This window comes from Parabacteroides timonensis (assembly GCF_900128505.1).
Classification (GTDB): Bacteria; Bacteroidota; Bacteroidia; order Bacteroidales; family Tannerellaceae; genus Parabacteroides; species Parabacteroides timonensis.
Map to the genome: position 1 here is coordinate 2,100,991 of NZ_LT669941.1, position 24,031 is coordinate 2,125,021.

Sequence of the window (24,031 nt, forward strand, 5' to 3'; positions counted from 1 at the left end):
TAATATATCTACAACATGAAATACTTAATAGTTGGAGGAGTTGCCGGTGGAGCTACCGTAGCAGCCCGTTTACGCAGAATCGATGAAAATGCAGAAATAATCCTGTTCGAACGAGGCAAATATGTCTCTTATGCCAATTGCGGACTACCTTATTACATTGGCGGAACTATTACTGAGCGCGACAAACTGTTCGTACAGACAGCGCAGGGATTTACCGCCCGTTTTAATATAGATATTCGTACCGAGCAGGAAGTCACAGCCATCCATCCGAAAGAAAAGACTGTTGAAATAAGAGAACTCAATACAGCCCGGACATACATTGAAAATTATGACAAATTAATTCTTTCTCCCGGAGCGGAACCGCTTCGTCCCGGCATCGAAGGGATCAATAGCGATAAGATATTCACATTACGTAATGTACCCGATACAGACACAATCAAAAAATACGTCAGCCGGAATAATCCGCGCCATGCAGTAGTAGTGGGCGGTGGATTTATCGGATTGGAAATGGCAGAAAACCTGCATCATCTAGGCATCCAGGTAGCGGTCGTTGAGATGGCAAACCAAGTCATGGCTCCGTTGGATTATTCCATGGCTGCCATTGTACATCAGCAATTAATAGAAAAACAGGTGGACCTCCGCCTGGAAGATGGTGTATCTCGTTTCGAAGAAACACCTGAAGGGATCATCGTTCATCTGCGTAGCGGAAAACAGATTACAACCGACCTGGTATTACTCAGTATCGGAGTTCGTCCTGAAACCAGGTTGGCAAAAGAAGCCGGATTATCCCTGGGATCATTAGGAGGCATTGCCGTAAACGATTACATGCAAACTTCCAATCCGGACATCTACGCCTTGGGAGACGCCGTTGAAGTACTCAATCCGGTAACAGGAAAACCAGCCCTGATCCCACTTGCCGGGCCGGCTAACAAACAGGGACGCATCGTTGCCGACAATATCGTGTTCGGCAACCGTGAAACATACAAGGGCACTATCGGCACCTCTATTGCAAAGGTATTCGACCTGACAGTTGCTGCTGCCGGAGCCAATGCCAAGTTGTTAAAACGCGAAGGTATCCCCTATCAGTCGTCGTATACGCATTCGGCATCACATGCCGGTTATTATCCGGGAGCAGTCCCGATGTCTATCAAAATATTATTCTCACCGGATAACGGACAGCTGCTGGGCGCACAGGTTGTCGGATTCGATGGAGTGGACAAACGGATCGAAATGCTAGAACAGGTTATACAACGCAAAGGGACAGTCTACGACCTGACCGAACTTGAGCAGGCCTATGCTCCCCCCTATTCATCGGCAAAAGATCCGGTAAATATGGCCGGATATGTGGCAGAAAACATTCTTACTAAAAAGGTAGAGGTTATAGATTGGCGTAAAATAAGCCAACTGAATAGCGACACCATCCTGGTAGACGTACGCACGGCCGACGAATATTCTTTGGGATCTATTCCGGGTGCAATCAATATACCGGTCGACGAACTCCGCAACCGCCTGTCGGAATTGCCTAAAGATAAACCGATCGTGGTGACCTGTGCCGTTGGTCTGCGCGGATACCTGGCTTACCGCATTCTGGTTCAGCATGGCTATAAAGATGTAAAAAACCTGTCCGGTGGTTATAAAACATGGAGTATCGCGACCGCTAAACCGGTTTTAAAACAGACCGAAAGTAATCAACAAACAACAAAACCGGAAGAACCGTCTGCTGTAACCTCCGCTCGCCCTGCTTCACAGAAGACCGTACAGATCGATGCCTGCGGCTTGCAATGCCCCGGACCGGTTATGCAATTGAAAAAGCATTATGCCGAAATAAATACAGGCGATCGTTTGCTGATCACAGCCACCGACCAGGGTTTCGGCAAAGACGTAGGAGCCTGGTGCAACATGACAGGGGCACAATTGGTGAGTGTCGAGAATAAATCAGGTATCATTCACGCCACAATCGAAAAAGCAGAACCCAAAAGTTCCTGCAAAATGGTAAACGGGGCCGACAATAAAACACTGATCGTATTCAGCGACGACCTGGATAAAGCGCTGGCCTCCTTCGTCATCGCCAACGGAGCGGCCTCTACCGGTAAGAAAGTGACCATGTTCTTTACCTTCTGGGGATTGAACGTAATCAAGAAAAGGCAGAAACCGGCCGTATCGAAAGATATCTTCGGAAAAATGTTCGGCTGGATGCTTCCTGCTCACAGCGGTAAACTGAAGCTATCGAAGATGAACATGGGAGGCGCCGGAAGTTGGATGATGCGTCTGATCATGAAGAAAAAACATATCGACAGCCTGGAAAGCCTGATCGCACAGGCCGCTGAAAATGGTGTCGAAATGATTGCCTGCACCATGAGTATGGATGTGATGGGCGTCAAGGAAGAAGAACTGATGGATAACGTTACACTGGGCGGTGTTGCCACTTACCTGGAACGCGCAGAAGATGCCAATGTAAACCTATTCATCTAACCAAGATTAGCTACAAAAAAAGGATGCACCCTCTTCGTGGAAAGGGTGCATCCTTTTTTTAAAGAGGTCATATGCTTTTACTTTAAAGGCAACGTCGTTACGTCGACTTCAGGAGCCACTCCATTCGGCTGGCGCATAAAAACTGATTTAAATTCCGTATTATCATTAAAGAAACCGCCGTTACGAAGGAAGAACATATTGTCAGCCACACCACCGGCATAGTCCTGACGAACACCGGCCCGGGCAGTTGCATCATAAGTAAACATCCCTTCCGTAAGTTCCTTCCATTCACCTTTAGCCGTACGAGCCCACTGATTGCCAAAACGTACGCTACGTTCCAGATAGCCTTGCCCCGGAATAAAGTTTTCAAGGAAAGAATGCGCTCCGGTATACCAGGCATTTGTTTGCGGGCGAAGGAAACCTGCTATCAATCGCCACTGATTCTCCTCGGGAGCAAAAAACCAGGCATAATAAGCGGTATTCCCTTTTCCATCTGGATGGACACGTGTAATCACACGATAAGTTTGCCCGGCTTTCCAGGGATAAATCAGATAACTTTGACCACCCGAGCCTTCGTTGCCGAACTCTCCGATATGTACATCTTTCCCCTGAGCCAGTAACTTGATACGGTGGTCTTCCGGGATAGCCTTCGGATCATCCGTTTCAAACGGACTCCAGACAGAAAACAAAATACGTCGTTCCGTATCGCTATTCGCCTGGATACCACAATATCCTTCACCAAAACCATTAGTCATGAAATAACTGCCGATCTTATCTTCCCCTTCGGGAACGGTTATTTCGTTGTAGAAATATTCAACCGGCTCTTCAGGCAATGTGTATTTCATATGTACCGAAGGCCCGCGCATTCCCCAGTAAGGTTCAAAGTCCCGGATAAAATAAAGAGGCTCCTGAGCGGCCGGCCCATCAATCAACAGTTCGGAAATACCGGCAAACTGAGCACCTTCCTTCTTCTCCCCTTGTAAATCCACACGAACATAACCCGGTTCCGCAAGCAATACGCTACCCACCGGAACAATCGTTTCTTCCGCATCTGTGATCTTTACTGTAAAACTTTTCCCACCGAAAGTAACTTTCACAACCGACGGACCATCCGTAGCAGTAGCCTTCAGGAACAATTTCAATTCTCCAGCCTGGCTAACCTTAAACCACGACGAAAGAACAGCATCAGAACCTGTCCACGACTTGATGCCTGCGGTAGAAACTTTCGCACCCTCTTTTCCGGCAGTCACATACGTATTACCACCTAACGGAACAGCGACTGCTTCTGCAGACAGTTCCAACTTCTTACCCTGGCAGCTGCACATCATCCATACAGCCATACCCAGTAAAATAACTTGTTTGATCTTCTTCATTGTCTATTTCTTAGATTTAAAGCAAAACGGGACGGAAGTAAACCTATTACTCTCCGCCCCGTTTCCTGTTATTTCCTCCGCAGCTAATCTACGAATATTATTTGATCATATCAAATCCTGTGTAAGGTATTAACGCTTTCGGAATGCGGATACCTTCAGGAGTCTGGTTGTTTTCAAGCAAAGCTGCCACGATACGCGGTAAGGCTAAAGCACTACCGTTCAAAGTGTGACACAGCTGAGTCTTTTTATTTTCATCGCGATAACGACATTTCAAGCGGTTTGCCTGATAAGTGTCGAAGTTGGATACAGAACTTACTTCCAACCAACGCTTCTGAGCTTCTGAATAAACTTCAAAGTCAAAGCAAAGAGCCGCCGTAAAACTCATGTCCCCACCGCACAGACGAAGAATACGATACGGAAGTTCCAGCTTCTGAAGCAGGCCTTCCACATGATCTAACATCTCCTGGTGTGACTGTTTTGAATGTTCCGGCTTGTCGATACGAACCAGTTCTACCTTGGAAAACTCGTGCAGACGGTTCAGACCGCGTACATCCTTTCCGTAAGAACCTGCTTCACGACGGAAACACTGTGTATAGGCACAGTTCTTGATCGGCAACTGCTTATCATCCAAAATAACATCGCGATAAATATTTGTTACCGGAACTTCGGCAGTCGGTATCAGATAAAGATCATCTACTTCGCAATGATACATCTGTCCTTCCTTGTCAGGAAGCTGACCTGTACCAAAACCGGAAGCGGCATTTACCACTGTCGGCGGCATAATTTCCATATACCCGGACTTGCGGGCTTCATCCAGGAAGAAGTTTATCAGGGCACGCTGCAATTGTGCTCCCTGTCCTTTGTAAACCGGAAAACCTGCACCTGTAATCTTCACACCCAAGTCAAAGTCTATCAAGTCATATTTCTTTGTCAATTCCCAGTGAGGCAGTGCATCTTTCGGCAATTCCGTTTCCATACCGCCCATTTTCTCTACCACATTATCTTCGGCTGCAACACCTTCGGGTACTTCATCATAAGGAACATTCGGAATGGTATAAAGCAAGTTCTGCATTTCTTCCGACGCCTGATCCATTTCAGCCTGGATCCCCTTGCTGACTTCCTTGATTTCGGCAACACGCTTTTTAGTAGCCTCAGCTTCTTCCTTTCTGCCCTCTTTCATCAGGCCACCTATAGCTTTCGACAGCGAGTTTACCTCTGCCAGGTTATTATCTAATTGATTCTGTGTACTACGTCTTTTATCGTTTAGCTCGATCACTTTAGCGATAGCTTCCTTAGCATCCTTAAAGTGTTTCTTCTCCAGACCACGAATTACGCGGTCTGTTTCTTCCGTAATCATTTTAAGCGTCAACATACTTGATCTATGTTTATTTATTTTGAAGTGCAAAGATACATAAAAAAGCAACTTTCGGCCTGATGTTCACAAAAATATCTTACTTCACCCGTCCACCTGTTATCCAGGTCCGCGTATAATAAGGTTCACTCAGGCTACTGACCATCACTCCCTTCGAGGTACTGGTATGTATGAACTTTCCGTTTTTCAGATAGATACCGACATGGTTCGGCACTTTTTTCTTCCCGCTGCCTGTCCTGAAAAACACCAAATCCCCCTCTTGTAACTTAGAGCGACTCACTTTCTTACAATTATGTTTCAACATATCCGCCGACGAACGAGCCAATTGTTTTCTATAAACCTCGCGAAAAACAATCGCCACAAACCCGGAGCAATCCACTCCCCGCTTCGTGCTTCCTCCCATCCGATGAGGTGTACCAAGCCATTTCGCCCCTTCATTGTAAAGAAAGATATTATCATCGGGAGTAATACGAACACCATATAAACGTGACAATTCTTTCGGCCCTTTGAAGTCAGCAGGAAGTGCAACACGTTTTTTACTGCCGCAGGACGTCAAAACCAGTGTAAACAAAAATATCCAAAGAAAAGACAGGATGAAATTTTTACGAGTCATGATTATTTATTTGTGGATACAACCACAAATATAACATGCTTTTCGTAAGTTCTTAAGGTTATAACCCTAAAAACTCTATAATACTATTTTTTTCTTAGGGTTATAATCTGAAATAAAAGTCCCCCTATCATAAACATGAAAAGCCATTTGCCAGGGGAGATACTGGCGGCATGTTCTTTCTGCAAAGAGTCGGAACTGAGCTGATGGCTACTGGTTTTTGAGTCGGATCGAATGGATGTATTTACTTCTGCCTGGTCCCGTTCATTAATAGTGATACGGGTAACAGAATGCGGCAACAAAGCTGATGCCGTACAAGATGTGACACAGGAAGTATCCGGATTAACGGTACTCAAGCGGCAAGTATCAAAGACAATATGCTCTATATCAATTGTTCTTTTTCGGGAAGATTGGAGCATTTCGCGTAAAACCAGGCTATCCGTGCGAACAGTCTGTGTTTCGGAGGATGTTTCACGATGCAACCTGCTTTGCCGCCCGGCACTACAGCCAGGCGACAAAAGAACCGGTATACCGATCCAAACAATCAGAGATCTGACAGATATATTCATATCATTTCCCTTTCTATTTATTAATAATTATCTGATACCGGTTCTTTCCACTTACCTTTAGCGAAAGATGCAGAAACTTCTTTCGTTTATACAGGATCGCCTGATCGAAAGGCAACTTGCAAAAACGCAACACATTCAGCAACACCTCCGGGTCAGGTACATAACAATCGGCAGCCTCCCCTTTTACATGCTGGCTCGACGGTACACCGCCTACCAGCCGGTTCACTTCCGGACTGCGATAACCGCTCGTTATTGCAATCGGTCCGGCATAAGCGATACGCAACGGCTGCAACAAACGCTTTACCAGATGTTTCATCGCAATCTCCGCTTCTGCCGGAGGAACGTTGCGCAACCCGTTTTCCACTGCCACCCGGCTATATGTCATTTCCTCCCAGGTAAAATCCCGGCTTATTCTTCTGTTCATTTTTGTATCGATTTTATTTTATACGAATAATCCACCCCAAACAAAGCTCCGGCAAACGTACAGATCTCTCCGAAAGCCACCAGCACACTATTATGAATCTCCCCTTCCGGAGCCACCCAAAAACCGGAGAAAAGAAGAACAATCCCGCTCAGAACGAGCAGGATTGCCATTGTCAATTGAACAGTCAGTTTATTTTTCATACGTTCCCCTTCCCTTACTAACTAATTTTCAACTTTCAATTCTCAATTTTCAATTACTCGATCACCGGACGGTCATCTTCGTCCTCTTTCTTTTCAACGACTTTCACATCGTCTTCTTCAAATTTCGTGATCTCACTTGCCCAACGCAGGCTGGTACCCGGCGAAAAGATAATACGTGCCTTTTTTATCATGGAAGCATTAAAGGCATCTTCCGTTTCAGTTCCTTTCGAACGAACCGAGAAGCGAAAACTCCCGAATTCCCCTACCTGAACAATACTTCCCGAACGAAGTTCCAGCCCCATAGCCCAGTTCAGGGAGTCGAGAATAGCCTTTACATCGGCACTCGACATGGCCGAACGGCTGGAGATCAGTTCACACAACTTTTCCATGTCGCAATAGTTCGAAGACTTTGCAACGGCATACGTCTTGGTTTTACCCTTGTCGTCGCCACTCAACACCTTACGTTGTACTTTTCTGAATTTTAATGCCATACCTTAAAATTTAAATGGTTTATATATTTGTTCCGGGGAACGATACAAAGGTAAGGGGATACAGATTTGTTAAAAACGCAACTAGACAATTCAATAAAGCGATATCTATCAAACTGTTACATATATAATAAATCTTAAATACCATTTTTTGACAATACTTCGTTGCGGTAGTTTTGGTTATTATTTAACTTTTATCAACTAAACGGTATCAACCATTATAGTCATCCTTAATTTTTGTTTTGCCGGATAGGATCAGGAGTTCTTCGGAGATAGGTTTTTCTTTACTGATATTTTCAGCCAATGTTTTGACTTTTTCGGAAAAGTCGAAACAGATGGCAATCGACATAGCCAGGCGGCTCAAAGAGGTTTTGGCGGAACGTTCTATTGCTTCTATTAAATGAAGCGTTCGGATAAACAAAGCTGGATAACGAAGTGTGTAGCGGATATGCCCCATCACGGTTTTCTGCTGTACAAAGTCTGCGTAAGCTTGCCGGTCATGTTCGATCACAGCCTCTATAAAATTCTGTTGAGATATTGGAAGTGCAGTCCAGACAATAAAAGAAACCTTATATATTTTTTCAAGAAACTTTTTTCGCCCTTCTTCCGACATAGCATCCAGGCTTCGGTTAAATTCGTTTACATCAGGAACTTTCCCCTGAGGAAATAAAAGTTCAAACTTATTCTTCTTTTTCATACTAATAATAGACAGGTTTCACTTATTAATTAAAAAGGAACTGTAACCATTACAGTTCCTTTTATCAAGCAATTACCCGGAGTGATATTTCACACCAGTGACATATACCCCATTATTTTAAGAGTTCAAAGCCTTGAGTAAGAGCTTTCCGGGTTTAAATTTCACACTCGTACGAGCCTCTATCACACAGGGAGTACCTGTATGCGGATTACGTCCTTCCCGCTGCTTCTGCTGCCAGGGCTCAAAGCTTCCAAATCCCTGAAGCATGATAGCCTCATGCCCCAATGTTTCTTTCAGGATTTCCTGAAACGCATTAATAAACTGCCGAGACTGACTCAGAGAAACATTCATCTTTGCTGCTAATTCATTTACTAATTCAATTTTGTTCATAATCTGTTTTCTTTGATTTCTGATAAATAATTTCTGTTCCTTATATATTGTAGCAATTTCTTATCTGAAGCGATTCTAAAGATCCCGAACACACCGAACAGTACCGCCGTTGTTCGTGACTTTGGTGTAGAAGAATGCGCCAGTGTCGAAGTAGTGTATACACCTTTCACTGCCAGCCTTATAGGCCGAACTACTCCAGTACCATCTACCGGACAACGGGCTGGCACCCGTTGAGCTCCCTATCGCCTCTCTGTTATTATAGATAGCACGCAACTCTATCATAGTAGGTAAACGCCAACCAGTACCATTCTCATCCAATTCAGAGCAATAAGTTTGCATTGTAGAATAATTACTAAGACCGATTTGTCCATTTTGTACTTCTATAGAATAAGAACCGTTCATTGTAGGAGGGTCAGATAAGTCGACAGTAATCCTATGAGAGGGTGCTGTATTTGTCCCATCAGCATCAAACGGAGGATGTGTTATCCAAGTGTATTTATTTTTAGCCATTTGAGTATAATAATCCTCTAATACACTCTGATCGACTGTTACAATAAAACCAACCAAACCAGCATCCTGCTCTACCTCCACTGTCTTTGAATGGTCACCACCGGTTACAGCAATAGTAAATGTAACAGAACGGGCATCACCCGAATTCGCAGTAGCAATAAACGTCAAAGTCTGCTTATCACTTCCGGTTTCAGAAGATATAATATCAGGTGTAATACCGCTTTCCTCTACAGAAGGAGTCACTGTCCAGGGCAAACCGCTGGTTCCTGCCACCTCTACTGTGCCGGAACCACCTTCTTTTTTAAACGACAATGCTGTTTTAGATACGCTAAATGTAGACCCCGATTGTGTTACAACCACCTTTTTCTCTATATTTCCCGCTTTTACCGTTATATCACCCGACAGTTCCGTACTATTGCGATTCACCCCGTTTGTTTTATATCCTAAAGTTTGATTGCTGCCATCCGTTGTTCCCAGAGTTGAACCTGTCAGGGATAACCAATCAGGAGTAGTAATAGAAAATGGTAATCCCGAAGTTCCTTTAAACGTCAGTGTTCCGCGGGCGTCAGCTGTTGCATCCAATTTTGCAGGACTACCTGAAGCAGTCAGCGATGAGGCTTTTTGGCTTACCGTTATTTTCGCGGTTGGCCCCGCGGAAGCGTCTCCCGCCCGGACTGTTATTTCATCGCTTCGAGACTCTGCTTTCGGATTTACCGACACATTATAAATTATATTCTGGGCAGAACCGGTTGTCGGGCCACCGGAACTTTCAGCTAAGGTAATCCAACTACCATCCGTTACACTAGCCGCCCAGTTTAATCCGGCTGTAGCCGTAAAGGAAGAGGTCAAGCCGTTAACAGCCTCGGCATTTACTTCTTTTGAAGAACCCGTTACGGTAGAACCCTCCTGAGAAACATTGATATCTTGTTTTAATCCGTCGGTATCACTCTCATTCCCCACCGATACTCCGGCTTTTATCGTTATCTTTCCGGAACGTGCCGTTGCCGATGGATTACTGGTTTTCGCCTTAACAGCTAAGGTTTGTGCCTCTTCCGGAGCTTCACCACCGTCCGGATTACCCGTTACCCAATCGAGCCATTCTTTGTCACTTAAATCTGCCGACCATTGCAAACCTTTTGTAGCGGTAAAGGAGGAAGTGCCCTCTGATCCCAAAGCAGCCTCCAGGGATATATCCCCCCCTTTTGTCAAAGTCGAGCCACTTTGCGTAATAGTTATATCCTGATCAACACCGTTCACTTTCAAGTTAAACGTCACACTTCTTTCTACCGCTTTCGGATTGGCGGATGCAGCCTGAAAGACCACTTTATAGGGGCCATGATAAGAAAACGTAGCACCAGCCGAAACGGCAGTGCCGTCTAATAAAGCCGACAGCCATTGGGGCATGTCGAAACTCCACGGTTGACCCGGGCGGGCCGTAATCTGTACCTCTTTTATTCCACCTTTTTCCGCCGGCATCTTTCCCTCGTCAACGATAATAGGGGGTATTTTCCCCACTGTGATACGTTCGTCAGAAACATCGATACCGACCAGGGTGACACTCATCATATAATGCGAGTTGCGTATAATATCATAATTATTCATATCGCCACCCGGATAGAACCGGAAGGTAACCTCCTCATACGTCACCCCGCCCTGTACTGCCACACCGGTCAGTTCGATACAGGTGGCCTTCGTTACACCGGTACCGATCTTCTTCTTTTCCGAGTCGACAGCTTCAGGACCACTGACCGTACCCGCCATGTTTTCCGGCAGATACCAGTAGATCGTCGCACCATCAGCACTGGCCGTTCCACTATACGTGTCATAACTTAGGTCGGATAATTGTGTTGTCGGAGCTGTTACCTGCGATTTATTCGGGACGGATCTCAGCGCCACCGAGGTCGGAGTAAACGAAAAGTCGGGTCCCATCGAATAAGTAAACGTAATTTTAGCCAAAAGACGGGTCAGTTCCACTTCGATATCTTTCATACCGTCAGCTACAACCTTTCCGTTCCACATGCCGACCATCCGGCATAAGTTATCACTGGGTAAGCCTTCGGTAGAAGTATAGGTTAATGTATGTGTTTTTAATGTGCCTTCATTGTCTATTTTACCCAGGTTGCCTGCGTTGGATATGAAGTACACGTGGCTATCGCTCTCCTCTGGGATCTGTTTCAGTTTCAGGTTAACTGTAGTGCCGGTCATCGATTCAAAATACTGATTAAACAGGTGGTCACCCGTTGCCGCATTATACTGCCCGACCCATAGGTTGGCGATCTGGTTTTCCTGGTCGGTTGTCAATGCCACTTTAGCACGCGTCTGTAATGTATCAGTCATACCGGCTACCAGGGTATCCGACTCGACCGTGCCAGCGGGTGTAAATGTGATGCTACGGGTAACAGGAATACTGCTGGCCAGCACCTTCAGATTGAATCCGGCCTCCACCTCCTTCAAAGCATGAGGCGGAACATCACCATCTTCCACCTCCGTCTCAGTGCAACCACTCACAACGGAAAGAAGTAACCACACCAGCAACCATATCGTTTCATTCATCCGTCTCATTGTATTTCATTTTATTTATTCTTCCGCTCCAACATTTCCATTTCCTGTCCAATCGATGTTATTCCATTGGGCTACCTTTATAGTCGTACCTATACCTTCGTTGATATCCGGATCGGTAGGCGACTGACCGGAGCCTCCTACACCGGCATCTGTAAAAGCGATCGTATTCCAGTTGAGTACTTTCATCAATAAGGAACTTTCGTTGTTCTTTATCTCAAGAGTAAAGATATAGCGCTTACCGGCATCGAAAGTAATATTCTGATCGATCGTTGCATGCAAAGTGGCCGTTTCCTGATCCCTGACTACGGTTATCTCCACATCGAAAGCCTTATTGTCTTTGGGAAGGACAACTCCTTTCGTCTTATTCAACCCCATTTCATCAATGTCGGGTGCAGCCTCCACCGATTCAAATTCAACGCTTTCAAACGTTACCTTTGCCTCATCGCCCACACTGCCGCCTGTCGGTGTTATCCCCGTATCTTCTCCGGCTATCAGGCTAGCACCCGAAGAAGATATCCTACTAACCACCAGCTTTGTTCCGTATAACTTCTTAAAAGGAAGTGCGTTATCCTGCGAAGGAGCCACATTGAACACTACCGACGCACATTTCCGGCAGAAAGTAGCCAGAGTCACCCGCCGGGAAGTGGCCGATATAGTTACGCCACGAACAAAAGAAGTCATCACATCCTCCTTATGAGGGATATCCCTTATCTGATAAGCATTGTCTCCCCCTTTTTCCAGCACTCGTGCAGGCGAAACAGCATAGAAGTCATACACACCTCCCTTCACGGTCAGTCCATCGGCTTTTCCATCTATCTTTTTACCCGTCGCATCGACCAAACAGGGCGACAACGAACCGTCAATACCAACCACATAAGTAGCCTGAAACGAAGGAGCCAATGCAGAAAACGAGATCGGGCCTTGTACACTCTCCACATTTCCTCTGAAGTAAGCTCCGATCCGTACCGTCGTACCTTTGGGAAGCGGCTTAGGGACAGCTGTTTCCCCGCCACGGCTCAAAACTTCCGGTACTCCCAGATCCGGCTTACCGAAACTAAGGGTTACCGGCCGGTTCTCCTCCGGCACGATCTCCTCCACCGGTCCTGCCGTACACCCCGCCAGCAGGCCACCGACCAGTAAACCCAATAGATATCGTCGTATTATTCGTTTCATTCCCATTAATTCCACATTGGCATATTGCCACATTATTATTCCATCGGCACCTCAGTAACTCCACCTTCGTTCCAACCGGCTACTACCACATCGGCTATTTCGATTCCCTGCGGGGACATACCTATATTGTAGATGTAATTGTTTCCCTTTTCCCAGTTTACCGAAAATGTTCCGGGAACATCTGTCCCTTCGGAAGGGGACATGGTGAAGACACGGTCATCTTCGAGCGTCAATTCCAAGGTTACGTCGGCACCCATTACCGGAATCACCAAACCGAATGCCTGTATCGGGACACCGGCAATATCGGCCGCTTCACTCACACCGGTTCCTATAACGCGCATATCGTCAGTACCGGCCGCCGTAAACGACAGTTCACTGGCTGCAATCATCGTATCGCCCAGCTCACCCGTAGAGAGATTCAGTGTAGCGGTAGCGGACTTTTTTAATCCCCCACTGCTTTTCAGCACCACCTTTTTCACCTTACACCCGGCAAAAGCCGTACCTCCTTCTTTTTCCACCACACGGAAACTAACCTTTGCCAGCGCATGATTCATTAAGAGCGACACGGCCGGATGCCAACGATCTACCTCTGTTGCAACTTTGCAATACAGGTAATCAGCCTGATCGGTATCCCACTCCACACTACCGGCAGCCTTCGCTGCTCCGGGGGGAGCAGCAAATTTGAATGTTTGCTGGTCGAGCACCTTCACGTTGCCCATTATAGGCACCTTAAATGTACCCGATAGCGACACACTTTCTCCCGCCGGAGAATAAGCATACACCGTTCCCTTCACCGACGACAACAAAAGTACTTCCTGTCCGACCATCGGCTCCCAGGCTGCAGCCGGACTAGCCATACCATTGTAAACAAACCATGTCGTCGTATTCCCGTCGTCGTAGACACTGACTGTCCCACTCTCATCCTTCTTCGTGACGTAAAGTTCCACCTCTGTAAGCGGATTAGGGTTTGTATCAGCAGTACCGTCACCCGGACCTCCTGTCACGATGCTTCTCGATTCTACCTCCACCGACAAGCCCAGATTCTTTACTCTCAGAGGGACCTCCCCTTCCTCCGATCCGCCTTTTCCATCGTCTCCACCGTCACCCGTAAAGATCGTTGCTTCTGTACAAGCGTAAGCCAACAAAAGAAAAACAGCAGTCGAAAATATGTAGATAAACAGTTTCATGGGCTTTGTTTTTGAGAATAATTAAAGAGGTATTTCAGGTTGCTCTTTGTCTTCCCACTGTTTTACACTTACATCCACAACCGTCAGCTTAGTACGACTGGCAGAGAAGGTATAGATGTAATTCAAACCGGCAGCCCAGGTGTTACCCGGCAGAGTGATGGTATAGTCTACAGCAGACCCAGCACCTTCTTTCTGCAAAGAAATCACTACATCGATCTGATCTTCTCCAAAACTCTCGATCGGATAGACAATAGTACTGACTGTTTTAGAAACGGTCTTACCGTTTGTTGAGGTTGGAGCGGATCCCGTCGGGATAAAAGCATGTTCACCTTCGGTTTCGCCCTCTTTGAGCTGTCTCATCAGTATGTAATCGGTTATCGTACGGGTCATAGAGGTAGTGGCGGCCGTTTCTGTGATCGCTCCGTCTTTCAAGGCCATCTTACCGTCTCCTGTTTTGAACAGATTGGAGCCATCGGCATGATTCTTTATCTCGAACTTCGTGAATTTCACGTCATTGTCGCTTAGATTTCCGCCGTCGTAAACACGGAAGGAAACCATCGCCATCGCATGTTTCATATCCAGGTTAATTTCGTAACCGGGGTTAGTGGTATTGGTATTATCCCCGTGACCCGGAGTAATAAGCGGCTGGCCGTCAGCACGTCCGTTATTTACGTTACGCCCTTTCGTTCCGGCAAAATAGAGATAATCATTTTCGGTGGATGAGGACAGGTTGACCAAGTCGTCAGCATCTGCTACAACCCATGCGTTTGCGCCATTCCACTTTTTCTTTGCATTGTTGTTCTTGGCATCGATCGCCTCTCCCGTGGCAGGAATAGTCACAGGAATCTTAAGACTGGATTCGTCACTAATGCCTGTCAGACCATTTGCCGCATCCGCTTTAAACGGATAATAGGCATACACCTTTCCAATCTCTTTTGTCAGATAATACGGGACTTCTTCCGTTTCGCCATATGTACCACCTTTGGTTGTGATCGCAATCCAGTTGGCTCCCGCTTCATCCCCCATATACCATACATGATGTTTTTTGGTCTCGTCGTCGGGAGTATACCAGCCGTTTATGTCACTATTGGTTATCAACACGCCTATACCGGGTGCAGTGGTATAATCGGTATAAGTAATAGCTTCACCGCTCACCACCGATTTACTAACCGACCTGGCTCCGGCATCTACTTTCAGGTTTGCCGCAACTCCTAATGCGACCTGATCACCATTACCATCCGGTTCCGGTTCTATTGCAGTCTCTGTTTCCGAACAGCCTATCGCTGCCAGGAGGGCTATCAGCATAGCCCACGTTGTCACAGTCTTTTTCATTTTCGTTTTCATTTTGATTGATCTTTATTGTTATTACTTTTATCTTAATACAATTTCTATGGATTCTAAATCGGCAATTCGCCGGCATCGTATTCTGTCCAGGCCTCCACACGGACAGAGGATATCCGTACCACACCATTTCCGCTGAAAAAGAGTGAGACAACATGGCGTCTGCCGGGCAAAAAGCCGCCTTCTACCCTGACGGATGCAGGGATAACGGTTTCCACGGCATTTCCCCGACCGTCTTTTGTTGTTGTAATCAGCAAATGCAGCGGATGTTCTGCCGTACCGTCTGCAGGAGAAACCGGAAGCAGGATATACCCCTGGGGATCGGGAAGCTCCCCTCCTTCCATTACCTGTGAAACTGTCAAACCGATGATATCCTGCACCGCAAGATTCTGTATTCCACCTTCGGAAGAAACATCCGTCAGAGATGGCGACTTGCACCGGTAATCCAATTCCTGCAGCGTATGTACTTCCACAGCCTCTATTTTCGTGACTACTCCCCACAACTCCGGCCGGTCGCCGTAACAGATCCATGCGATCTGTGTCAGCAGATGACGGAACGTACAGGTGTGTACCGGCTCATAAGTGCTGCCAGAAAGGCAACCTGTAGCCATTATATCCGTTTTCCCGTTTATGGCAAAAGTCACTTTCCCTGCCTGTACGTCCACTGTTCCGTTTCCTGCCGGATAATACCCATGCAAATGGATATCCCGCCCGTCCGGGGGATACCATTGAGGCTCGTCAAACACGATCGGGCGGTTCCCCACACCTCCCTCGCGTACCGCCTTGCATACACTCCATTCGCCATAACTTTCTGCGGACGCAGTTGTTTCATCCTGCCGGGCAAAGACGACTTCCAACTCTTCTTCGCAGTCGGAACCGATCACTGCACGGGTAGACAGGCCGATCGTCCCTTCCAGGCGAACCGTCAGCTCAGGAACAGACGGTTGCACAGGATTACCGTCCGAACAGGCGGTAAAGGCCGGCAACAGGAAAATGGAGGTTATTTGTATTAATTTGCTCATCGCTGTTCGTTTTTACTGGGAGTCACAACTACACTGCCCCCGTTACCCGATAACCATTCAGCGATACCGGCTTCCGCTACTATTTTGCCGTCTTCCGTAAATGTGAGTGTGATCAGATGCGATTGCCCGGCTTTTACACCCTCGCTGATGTTATCGATAGCAAGTTCCTGTGTACTTTCCTTCCCCTTATACGTCGCTGTTACTTCCAGGTTGATAGCCGCCGCCTCCGTTCCCATATTTGTCACCGGAAAAAGCATCAGATAGCCGGTCGGAGAGTTTATAGCAGTAGCAACTGAAACAGCTCCCGGACAGTTCTTTACGGTCAGCGTCCGGTTCGCACTTCCTGTCGCAGTCAATTTCGCTCCGGTCATTTTATTCAGTGAAAGATTCAATACAGTATGTGCATTCGCTACATTTATAGAAGTAACCCTCGTCCATTGGGTAACAGCTTCTGCAGAACCTATACATTTGAATTGCAGCTGTGCCAGCAGGTGCTGAAAAGTGAGTGAAGTAAACTTATGATTCAGGGAACCCACCTGTACCTCTGTTGCCATAATGTCCTCTTCCCCCGTTATCTCGTACTTTACGTTTGCCGGATTTGAAGTGCCGCTTTCCAGCCCCTTACGGGGATAATAACCTATCAAGGCTGATTGGATATTCCCCGACAGATAATTTTGTTCCGGATTAAAAGAAATGGATGTTTTACCTGCACCGCCGGTGCGGACGGCCTCGATGGCGGGACTATCCCAATCGGAAGCCGTAGCAAAATTATCGATACGGGCGAACGATACATCCAGATTATTTGCATAACCGGCATTGATCACCACGCGCGTAGTTTGTCCGATATCGGCAGTGAGACAGATCTCTTCTCCGCTGTCTGCTATTACTGGTGCTTCCAGGTTGGTACAATCTACCAGAAAAGCGATGGCAAACAGGCTTGCCTGTAAAATCTCAGTTGTTCTCATATTATACCAGTGTTACATTATTACTGTCTTTCCTTATTTGATCTGAAAACGATATACCAGGCAGACTTTCAGACCAATCATAAAACCTGTCGAGACAAAACGGGTCTCCAGATAATTTTTATCGTCTATTTTATCGTAGCGGTATTTCTTTCCATCGAAAACCGAGCGATACCCTGTACGCACACTCACTTCCGTATAGAAGCCTTTTCCAAAAGGAATAGCGCAACCCACCGAAGCGCCTGCCGTCCAGAAACATCCGGTCCTGCCGTAAAGCACATCAGGATCGGGATCGATCTCACTGCCGCGTACATCGAAATCACCGTATTCGGCAAACAAGCCCGTATGCAACCAGCGAAACTCCCCCGGGGCCAACGGCCAAATGCGGGGTTCGACCGAGAATTCGGAGACGGACCAGTGGTCGCGCGTTTTATCTTTATAGGCAAAATCGGAATACATACCCGATACGACCACCGACCAACGGCCGTCAAAAAAGCACTCCACCTCCAGGTTGGGCATAAAAGAACCGGTCTGCATCTCCACGTCGCCCGTACCCAAAAGAATGGAAGGGGCCACGGTGCACCAAGGCACCAAGTTAGTTTTGATAGCCATAAAGACAGGCGCAGGTTCAGACCGGGAAACAGGTTGACGAACGGCAGCTATTTCCGGTTCATTTTCTTCGTTTACTATTTCTTCCGGCGCTAACTCCTGTTCCAGTCTTTTCTTTTTTACTGTCCGTACCGTTTCACGAATGGTTATAATGGTACCGCGTGTCTCCAATGTATCCACCACCGAAGCCAGACGATAATCTTCGAGCTCCGAAGGGTCAAACAACGGGTCGTCGATGCGGTACACCTCACGATCGTAGCCGGCGGCTTCACTGCGACGGAATAAATCGACGTAAGGAACAGCACCGTATTTTTCCAAGGCTTCCCGGATAGCTTTCGGATAACGGCTCTCGCTATACCGGATTGCCGTATTGGCAAACCAGGGAAGTGGCGACTCTATGAGATACACATGTACCCGGTCGCGATAACTTCCGCTTCGATCGATATAAAAAGCCACACATTCTGCCGGGATCTCCAGCCGGGTTTTCAGATAGGCACGGATACGTGCTCCACGAAGCGAAGCCTCATTGATCACTGCATCCTCCTCACAATCATAAGCACTCACATGAGATATAATTAACAAATGGTAATTTCCCGCCAACAAACGATTTCGGAAAGCCGGCAGCTGCTGTCCCATCCGTTCCAGCTGGTAAGCATTGTCGCCATAATCAGCCAGGAAGATATCATTCTCTTCTTTAAAGGAGAATAAAAAAGATTTTGCTTTTATATAGGAGGCCGTTTGGGCATTCATACCCGACAAAAAAAACAGGGAAAGTACGAATGGAAAAGCGATCTTTCTCATTAACACTATTGTCCATTTCCTAATTTGCTGTTTCATCTTATTTACACCCTACTATTTCTGATATTCAACCTGTATTGAAAAATCTACCCTTATTTCATAAATAAGAGAGAGGCGTAAAAAAACGTCGCTTGAAGTAACGATATCTGTCCCTCTGGATACAAAAAATAATAGGATTGAATCTTTTTAAGGTTCTTTTGGGGAGAAAATAAACAGAAATAATGATATTTTTTTTCTAATAGAAATTGAAGGGATGACATTCCCAGCCCCTTTTGTGCCTATACGTCTGAGAAATCATATAAAAGGGCTACAAAACAGGAAATATACAAATAAAGGTTAAATAAGTATGTTTTTTTTAATAAAATTCGATTCAGACCTTGTTTATTCGTAAGAAACTATCTATACTTGCAAAGTATTTTATCTCCAATGATAAATCAGAGATATTATAAATACCTGTAATTGAGATAAAAAAGGGACATTCTCCCTTATTTATGAAATAAGGGTAATCATCCTTTCAGCAGTAATTCCACTTTTTCAGCAACTTGTTTAACAGCTTTTCCCACTTCTTTTGCACTGAAAGACTGCAAGTAGACATGTGTCATTTTCTCGGAGGTATGTCCCAAAGCCTGGCTGATGATGCTGATCGGCACATGGCTGTGATACGCTTCCGAAGCCCAGGAATGGCGGAAGACGTAAGTGGTCAGTTTACCATCCCAGTTTAAGAGTTTACCGATCTCTTCCAGAAATTCGTTTTGACGGGCAAGGCAGCATTTATATTGTTCGTGCGTGGCATTCTCCGGCAAGACAGGAAAAAGATACCGTTCACCCGGCCGGCTGTACCGGTCTATCAGGAACTGCATACCCACAGTCACTTCTATCTGGATCAACGCGCCCGTTTTCTGTCGGTTGTACGTCAACACTTTCCCGTTTTCTATCAGGTTCTCCCGCGTCAGATGCACCACGTCCACGAAAGGCATCCCGCAAGCCATAAAGGAGAAAAGTGCCAGGTCGGCAGCCAACTGTTTCTTAGGCTCTGCTTTCAGGTCGAGAGAGGCTATCTGTTTAATTACTTTGGCAGGTGCAGCCCGTTTGAGTGTTTCCTCCTGCCTCAAGTGGAGTCCGGCAAACGGCGAATCCTGCGGTTTTCCTTTCCAACTACGACAGGCACGGTGGTACATCGCCCGCAGATTGCTCAGATAGCTGTTTACGCTATTCGTCCTCAATCCTTTCTCACGCAACCATTCCACAAAAGCATATACCATCGTTGGTGTTATATCCTTCAATGATAATTCACGCCCATTGTTGAAACGTTTAAAGTGATTCCCGGCAGCCCGGTACAAGTCCGCAGTACTTTCATCTCCTGCAGAACGTTTCTTCTGTTCCTGCAGTTTCATTTCTTTATAAAAATCCTTGTTTTTCATATTCTTTCCCTCATTTTTTAGAGAGTAAAGATATAACATTTACAGGGAATGGAATGTTAGACAACCCAGATTTCAAAAAGACATCAATATCGATATTTTACTTTCAAAAAACACAGATTTTGTTTATTTTAAATAACATCAATTTTACAAATCCTGTACCTTCCGGAAACACAGACAGCCATTTCTCTCCCCTTCCGCAACCCTTTTCCGGATTCATCACAATGATTTACCCTATTTATCACAATGTCTCTCTCTACTCATCACAATGACTTCAGCCAGTCATCACAATAATTCCCCCAAATCATTACAATGATTTTTTTAATACTTGCCTCAAAGGGGGCACCCCCCCAAAAAACAACCTCCCTAAAAGCCCAAACCGCCCCTTCTGCACGCTGCAATCTCTTTTTCAGACAATCATTTATCTTCTGACAGATAGACAGCTATTCCCCGTCTTATCTATCATTCACTCATCGTTCATTGTTATGAGTTCTTTTCCGTCTTACCAAATGCCGCAATAAAAAAGGAAATGCTTTCAATCCGTTATAGCTAAACTCCGGATCAGGCGCATACAACAACCCCCTACCATCCCTGCTCACATACAAAGCAAGGATAATAGGGGTTCGTTTACTATATGACAATTTGATAGAGACAATTAGAATTCAATGTTTCACCCCTTCTATATTATCCTGAAAGAAATCATCCATACTTACTACATATTTGGGATAATGATCATTAATAACAAGCAACGGAGCAAATTCGCGTTCCACAAATAACAGATTTACCACTTCTCTGAATACTGATCATAACCTTTACAAAAGGTTTGTCTATAAATGGTTCTATCTGTTTTATATACGAATCACGACTTATCATATAAATAGTTTCAGGGATATAACCACAAGTATAGTAATAAAAACACAAGACTCTCGTGTCATTCAATCCTAATTGAAAATTTCCATATATTCTCTCACTCCATCTATTTCATACCAAACCTTAAACAAAATAGGTCGCCCCTTATCATCGTCATATTTTAATTCTATTTTCAACGTAACTTTTTTTCCAGCCTTCAATGATTCAGAAAGTTTATTTTCTAATGGTTTCCAAAAGCTTCCTCTATTTTCTGTCTTAAGTTGTGGCACTATATTTATAAGTTCTACAGGACCACCTATTTGCTGACTAAAAAGATGGCCGCCATCATCTATATGACTATTAGTTCCACTATTTTTACCATAACCATCACGACCTATTGCTTGCAAGTCTACATTTCGTCCTCTATTCCCCTCTGACAAAACAGCTTCAGCATTAAACACTCTCCCCCTATTGTCTATTGAATATTTAAACCGACCATCAACCCAATAAATACTATTAGGACATAAGTTCTGATTCAAAAAATTATTAACATTATCCTTATCCACAATTCCTTTTTCATTTTTCTTACCAGCCCATGCATAAAAGATACCACCTTCTTCTTTTGCAAGTATCTTATCTCCATCTTTATAAATCAACACCTCATCTAATTCTTCTATTTGCAAATTCTCTATACTATATTTATTTTTCAACTTTTTAGCATTAGATACCTTATCACTGTTCCGTTGTAAATTTTCCAGCCAATCTAATTTTCTAACATCAGTTCTAAACGATGTTTTATACAATAGCTTATAACCGTCCAATTTTTTAGTTGTATTCATATGATCCAACAACAATGCATTGTTTTGCAAATCATTAAGTAATTGTCCAACCATAATATTATTATCACTAAACTGAATCATAGCTGAACTCAATTCATTACAAAGAGGCAATTCTTCAATACAATCCACTAATTGTTTATCATAACCTTTTAGCAGAAGTTTATCTTTAAGCTCCTTTTTCTCCTGCAAATCTTTAAATGTAAGATCTGCCAATTTTTTTCTACGCAACTTTAATTGAGACTTTTGAGATTTTGCAGTTTTTCTCAAATTCACTTTCGTTGCAGTAGTTGCATATTTATCCCAACGAAATGTTTTTGGTAACGTTTTCATTTGTTTTACTCGTGTCCCAAACAACTCAACCAGCTCATCCCAATATTTTTTAGCATATTTTGTACCCGATTTAACAGGACCGGCTAATAAAGTAAAATTCACAAAAAGAACTATGACTAATATAAATATCTGTCTCATAAATTCATTTTTATTAATCGGTACATATCTTCATCTTCTTTTTTTAATCGTTTTTCCAACAATAAAGCTTGTTTTGAAAACTCGTTTATTAACTGCTTTTTAGTGTGCAAAACAAGAAACAAAGATAATTTTTGTTCTGGAGACGCATCATCCCATGAAGAAAGAATTTCATACCCCCAAACACAAGTTCCAATAAAAAGGCCTCCTATACCTGTCACATCCAAAATCCAATCACGCATTATTAAAAATGTTTCACTATTCGTATAGTGACTGACTTTCTCACGAACTTCTTCATTCCACGGATACATAAAATTAATATCATGTAATGATATATTATGCACAGAGTGATACCCCCAATTTTCATAATATTCATTTCTACTTTCACATAGCTGTCGTACATAAATATCTAAATACTTTTCCAATATATTAGAATTTATATTCTTATCATTGTTAACATTTTTATACCACAATTTTTCCGCATAAGTTACCCCTTTTCCCAACAAAGCTTCTAACTTTTTGTATTCCAAGAATCCACCAGAATAATCATTTACAAACTTTTCTGTATGTTTTATTAAAAATGAATCAATTTCATTTAAGAAATATTGAGTAATACTATCTTTAAAAAAAGTAATTTGATCCGTTCTATTCTGATCTATTTCATTCTTAATTTCTTTCAATAAAAACGATTTTCGTAATTGCGTAACACTATCAACAATCTCAAATAGTGGAGTGCCTGACAAATTATTACACACATTTTTTAGTTCGAAATAATCAGACTGTTCAGCAAAAGGTATTATAATACTCCTGAATATTTCTATCAAACATGATTTTTTTTTATAATTAGCCTTATAAAATCGTGAAGCTTCCTCAGGAGACATATTCATAAGAACTTCTTTTATTTGAACTTGCTCTAGTGTACAAGAAATCTCAGAAGGAAACATATCTTCTTCATTCTTATCCGATTTATTTAAACTAACCAGAGTTTCTATATGAAATTTATAATCAATCCATTCTGTTTGAACAGGCAACTCATTTTTGAATCGACCATACCCCCAAAAAGCTATAAAAACAAATATCAAAACGCTAGAGCAAACACATTTTAAATATTTCAAATAGAAATCATTCCAAGAGTCATTTTTGACCTGAGAGCCTTCCCTAAAAGAATATTTATTAACACAATATATCACAAAAGCCCAATATATAAGACAACAGGAAATAGCACTAGCTATACAAAACACGCACAAATTCATATAGTAACAGCTCGTTCCCACAATGAATAAAGAAAAGATAATGGAACAACATAATAGAATAAGTTTACCTACCACGTAAATATATTCTATTACTTTTCTTATAAGTTTTATCGTATTTATAAAAAAATTCATCATGAATCTATTAAATTTGTATCATAGACAAATACGAGTTCTCACCCAGGAACAGATGAAATATCTTACATGGTAGAAAGAATGGTTTATCGCCACGCTGCAGATGATGTAAGCTACACACATTCTACGTCAGGCTCGGGCAGCTAACCCTCTCAAGCATTCACCAGCCATGGCACAGTCGGACTTCATACAAAAACTGAAATCACCGGATGCGTTATCGCTAAAATTATATTTATCGTCGTCCATATCGCTTTTTTTATCGTACAACCTTTAATAACAAAGGATACCCATGCAAAGATAACATTTTTCCCAGTGA

20 protein-coding genes and 1 pseudogene are annotated in these 24,031 nt (G+C 44.1%); 1 reads left to right on the plus strand and 20 read right to left on the minus strand.

The window, feature by feature from the left end; translation table 11 throughout:
- Nucleotides 1-15: 15 nt before the first annotated feature.
- Nucleotides 16-2,472, plus strand: a complete 2,457-nt coding sequence (locus BQ7394_RS16015; protein ID WP_075558342.1) for a CoA-disulfide reductase — start codon at nucleotides 16-18, stop codon at nucleotides 2,470-2,472.
- 77 nt (nucleotides 2,473-2,549) lie between these two features.
- Here BQ7394_RS16015 and BQ7394_RS16020 read toward each other — a convergent pair whose 3' ends face one another.
- From BQ7394_RS16020 to BQ7394_RS16115, 20 genes and pseudogenes are all read right to left on the minus strand, one after another.
- Nucleotides 2,550-3,845: a DUF3472 domain-containing protein gene (locus BQ7394_RS16020; RefSeq protein WP_075558343.1), complete on the minus strand. Its 1,296-nt coding sequence runs from the start codon at nucleotides 3,843-3,845 to the stop codon at nucleotides 2,550-2,552.
- 97 nt (nucleotides 3,846-3,942) lie between these two features.
- Nucleotides 3,943-5,217, minus strand: a complete 1,275-nt coding sequence (gene serS, locus BQ7394_RS16025; RefSeq protein ID WP_075558344.1) for a serine--tRNA ligase — start codon at nucleotides 5,215-5,217, stop codon at nucleotides 3,943-3,945.
- Between the two features lie 79 nt (nucleotides 5,218-5,296).
- Nucleotides 5,297-5,830 carry a C40 family peptidase gene (locus tag BQ7394_RS16030; RefSeq protein ID WP_075558345.1) on the minus strand — a complete coding sequence of 178 codons (534 nt, stop codon included), beginning with the start codon at nucleotides 5,828-5,830 and terminating at the stop codon, nucleotides 5,297-5,299.
- Between the two features lie 83 nt (nucleotides 5,831-5,913).
- Nucleotides 5,914-6,396, minus strand: a complete 483-nt coding sequence (locus BQ7394_RS16035; RefSeq protein ID WP_075558346.1) for a hypothetical protein — start codon at nucleotides 6,394-6,396, stop codon at nucleotides 5,914-5,916.
- A gap of 13 nt (nucleotides 6,397-6,409) precedes the next feature.
- On the minus strand, nucleotides 6,410-6,820 hold the full coding sequence (locus BQ7394_RS16040) for a D-Ala-D-Ala carboxypeptidase family metallohydrolase (RefSeq protein WP_075558347.1): 411 nt from the start codon (nucleotides 6,818-6,820) through the stop codon (nucleotides 6,410-6,412).
- Nucleotides 6,817-7,020 (minus strand): hypothetical protein, encoded by a 204-nt coding sequence (locus BQ7394_RS16045; protein ID WP_075558348.1) that lies wholly within the window; start codon nucleotides 7,018-7,020, stop codon nucleotides 6,817-6,819. Before BQ7394_RS16045 ends, BQ7394_RS16040 begins: the two co-directional genes overlap by 4 nt.
- A gap of 53 nt (nucleotides 7,021-7,073) precedes the next feature.
- A complete protein-coding gene (locus BQ7394_RS16050) occupies nucleotides 7,074-7,511 on the minus strand; it encodes an HU family DNA-binding protein (RefSeq protein ID WP_075558349.1) in 438 nt (145 codons plus the stop codon).
- 208 nt (nucleotides 7,512-7,719) lie between these two features.
- Nucleotides 7,720-8,205 carry a hypothetical protein gene (locus tag BQ7394_RS16055; protein ID WP_075558350.1) on the minus strand — a complete coding sequence of 162 codons (486 nt, stop codon included), beginning with the start codon at nucleotides 8,203-8,205 and terminating at the stop codon, nucleotides 7,720-7,722.
- 117 nt (nucleotides 8,206-8,322) lie between these two features.
- Complete coding sequence (locus BQ7394_RS16060) at nucleotides 8,323-8,595, minus strand: HU family DNA-binding protein (RefSeq protein ID WP_075558351.1); 273 nt, start codon at nucleotides 8,593-8,595, stop codon at nucleotides 8,323-8,325.
- 75 nt (nucleotides 8,596-8,670) lie between these two features.
- A complete protein-coding gene (locus tag BQ7394_RS16065; RefSeq protein ID WP_082211980.1) occupies nucleotides 8,671-11,667 on the minus strand; it encodes a BACON domain-containing protein in 2,997 nt (998 codons plus the stop codon).
- A 15-nt stretch (nucleotides 11,668-11,682) separates the two neighbouring features.
- Entirely contained in the window at nucleotides 11,683-12,840 is a 1,158-nt protein-coding gene (locus BQ7394_RS16070) for a BF2992 family fimbrillin-A clan protein (RefSeq protein WP_075560074.1), read from the minus strand.
- Between the two features lie 35 nt (nucleotides 12,841-12,875).
- Nucleotides 12,876-14,027 carry a fimbrillin family protein gene (locus BQ7394_RS16075; RefSeq protein WP_075558353.1) on the minus strand — a complete coding sequence of 384 codons (1,152 nt, stop codon included), beginning with the start codon at nucleotides 14,025-14,027 and terminating at the stop codon, nucleotides 12,876-12,878.
- Nucleotides 14,028-14,048: 21 nt separating this feature from the next.
- Complete coding sequence (locus tag BQ7394_RS16080; protein WP_210436535.1) at nucleotides 14,049-15,371, minus strand: fimbrillin family protein; 1,323 nt, start codon at nucleotides 15,369-15,371, stop codon at nucleotides 14,049-14,051.
- A 53-nt stretch (nucleotides 15,372-15,424) separates the two neighbouring features.
- A complete protein-coding gene (locus BQ7394_RS16085) occupies nucleotides 15,425-16,390 on the minus strand; it encodes a fimbrillin family protein (RefSeq protein ID WP_075558354.1) in 966 nt (321 codons plus the stop codon).
- Nucleotides 16,387-17,355 (minus strand): fimbrillin family protein, encoded by a 969-nt coding sequence (locus tag BQ7394_RS16090; protein WP_075558355.1) that lies wholly within the window; start codon nucleotides 17,353-17,355, stop codon nucleotides 16,387-16,389. Before BQ7394_RS16090 ends, BQ7394_RS16085 begins: the two co-directional genes overlap by 4 nt.
- Before the next feature lie 33 nt (nucleotides 17,356-17,388).
- Nucleotides 17,389-18,798: a DUF3575 domain-containing protein gene (locus BQ7394_RS16095; protein WP_235848763.1), complete on the minus strand. Its 1,410-nt coding sequence runs from the start codon at nucleotides 18,796-18,798 to the stop codon at nucleotides 17,389-17,391.
- Nucleotides 18,799-19,265: 467 nt separating this feature from the next.
- A complete protein-coding gene (locus tag BQ7394_RS16100; RefSeq protein WP_075558357.1) occupies nucleotides 19,266-20,180 on the minus strand; it encodes a tyrosine-type recombinase/integrase in 915 nt (304 codons plus the stop codon).
- Nucleotides 20,181-20,839: 659 nt separating this feature from the next.
- Nucleotides 20,840-20,947 (minus strand): annotated as a pseudogene (locus tag BQ7394_RS16105) (ATP-binding protein); the annotation flags it as partial.
- Nucleotides 20,948-21,118: 171 nt separating this feature from the next.
- Nucleotides 21,119-22,333 (minus strand): DNA/RNA non-specific endonuclease, encoded by a 1,215-nt coding sequence (locus BQ7394_RS16110; RefSeq protein WP_075558358.1) that lies wholly within the window; start codon nucleotides 22,331-22,333, stop codon nucleotides 21,119-21,121.
- Nucleotides 22,330-23,445: a hypothetical protein gene (locus tag BQ7394_RS16115; protein WP_139317722.1), complete on the minus strand. Its 1,116-nt coding sequence runs from the start codon at nucleotides 23,443-23,445 to the stop codon at nucleotides 22,330-22,332. Before BQ7394_RS16115 ends, BQ7394_RS16110 begins: the two co-directional genes overlap by 4 nt.
- Nucleotides 23,446-24,031 lie beyond the last annotated feature (586 nt).

What these genes read in the sequence shown, in the direction of transcription:
- BQ7394_RS16015 (WP_075558342.1), top strand. Translation starts at nt 16, where the DNA reads ATGAAATACTTAATAGTTGGAGGAGTTGCCGGTGGAGCTACCGTAGCA.
- BQ7394_RS16020 (WP_075558343.1), bottom strand. Translation starts at nt 3,845, where the DNA reads ATGAAGAAGATCAAACAAGTTATTTTACTGGGTATGGCTGTATGGATG.
- serS (WP_075558344.1), bottom strand. Translation starts at nt 5,217, where the DNA reads ATGTTGACGCTTAAAATGATTACGGAAGAAACAGACCGCGTAATTCGT.
- BQ7394_RS16030 (WP_075558345.1), bottom strand. Translation starts at nt 5,830, where the DNA reads ATGACTCGTAAAAATTTCATCCTGTCTTTTCTTTGGATATTTTTGTTT.
- BQ7394_RS16035 (WP_075558346.1), bottom strand. Translation starts at nt 6,396, where the DNA reads ATGAATATATCTGTCAGATCTCTGATTGTTTGGATCGGTATACCGGTT.
- BQ7394_RS16040 (WP_075558347.1), bottom strand. Translation starts at nt 6,820, where the DNA reads ATGAACAGAAGAATAAGCCGGGATTTTACCTGGGAGGAAATGACATAT.
- BQ7394_RS16045 (WP_075558348.1), bottom strand. Translation starts at nt 7,020, where the DNA reads ATGAAAAATAAACTGACTGTTCAATTGACAATGGCAATCCTGCTCGTT.
- BQ7394_RS16050 (WP_075558349.1), bottom strand. Translation starts at nt 7,511, where the DNA reads ATGGCATTAAAATTCAGAAAAGTACAACGTAAGGTGTTGAGTGGCGAC.
- BQ7394_RS16055 (WP_075558350.1), bottom strand. Translation starts at nt 8,205, where the DNA reads ATGAAAAAGAAGAATAAGTTTGAACTTTTATTTCCTCAGGGGAAAGTT.
- BQ7394_RS16060 (WP_075558351.1), bottom strand. Translation starts at nt 8,595, where the DNA reads ATGAACAAAATTGAATTAGTAAATGAATTAGCAGCAAAGATGAATGTT.
- BQ7394_RS16065 (WP_082211980.1), bottom strand. Translation starts at nt 11,667, where the DNA reads ATGAGACGGATGAATGAAACGATATGGTTGCTGGTGTGGTTACTTCTT.
- BQ7394_RS16070 (WP_075560074.1), bottom strand. Translation starts at nt 12,840, where the DNA reads ATGAAACGAATAATACGACGATATCTATTGGGTTTACTGGTCGGTGGC.
- BQ7394_RS16075 (WP_075558353.1), bottom strand. Translation starts at nt 14,027, where the DNA reads ATGAAACTGTTTATCTACATATTTTCGACTGCTGTTTTTCTTTTGTTG.
- BQ7394_RS16080 (WP_210436535.1), bottom strand. Translation starts at nt 15,371, where the DNA reads ATGAAAACGAAAATGAAAAAGACTGTGACAACGTGGGCTATGCTGATA.
- BQ7394_RS16085 (WP_075558354.1), bottom strand. Translation starts at nt 16,390, where the DNA reads ATGAGCAAATTAATACAAATAACCTCCATTTTCCTGTTGCCGGCCTTT.
- BQ7394_RS16090 (WP_075558355.1), bottom strand. Translation starts at nt 17,355, where the DNA reads ATGAGAACAACTGAGATTTTACAGGCAAGCCTGTTTGCCATCGCTTTT.
- BQ7394_RS16095 (WP_235848763.1), bottom strand. Translation starts at nt 18,798, where the DNA reads ATGAAACAGCAAATTAGGAAATGGACAATAGTGTTAATGAGAAAGATC.
- BQ7394_RS16100 (WP_075558357.1), bottom strand. Translation starts at nt 20,180, where the DNA reads ATGAAAAACAAGGATTTTTATAAAGAAATGAAACTGCAGGAACAGAAG.
- BQ7394_RS16110 (WP_075558358.1), bottom strand. Translation starts at nt 22,333, where the DNA reads ATGAGACAGATATTTATATTAGTCATAGTTCTTTTTGTGAATTTTACT.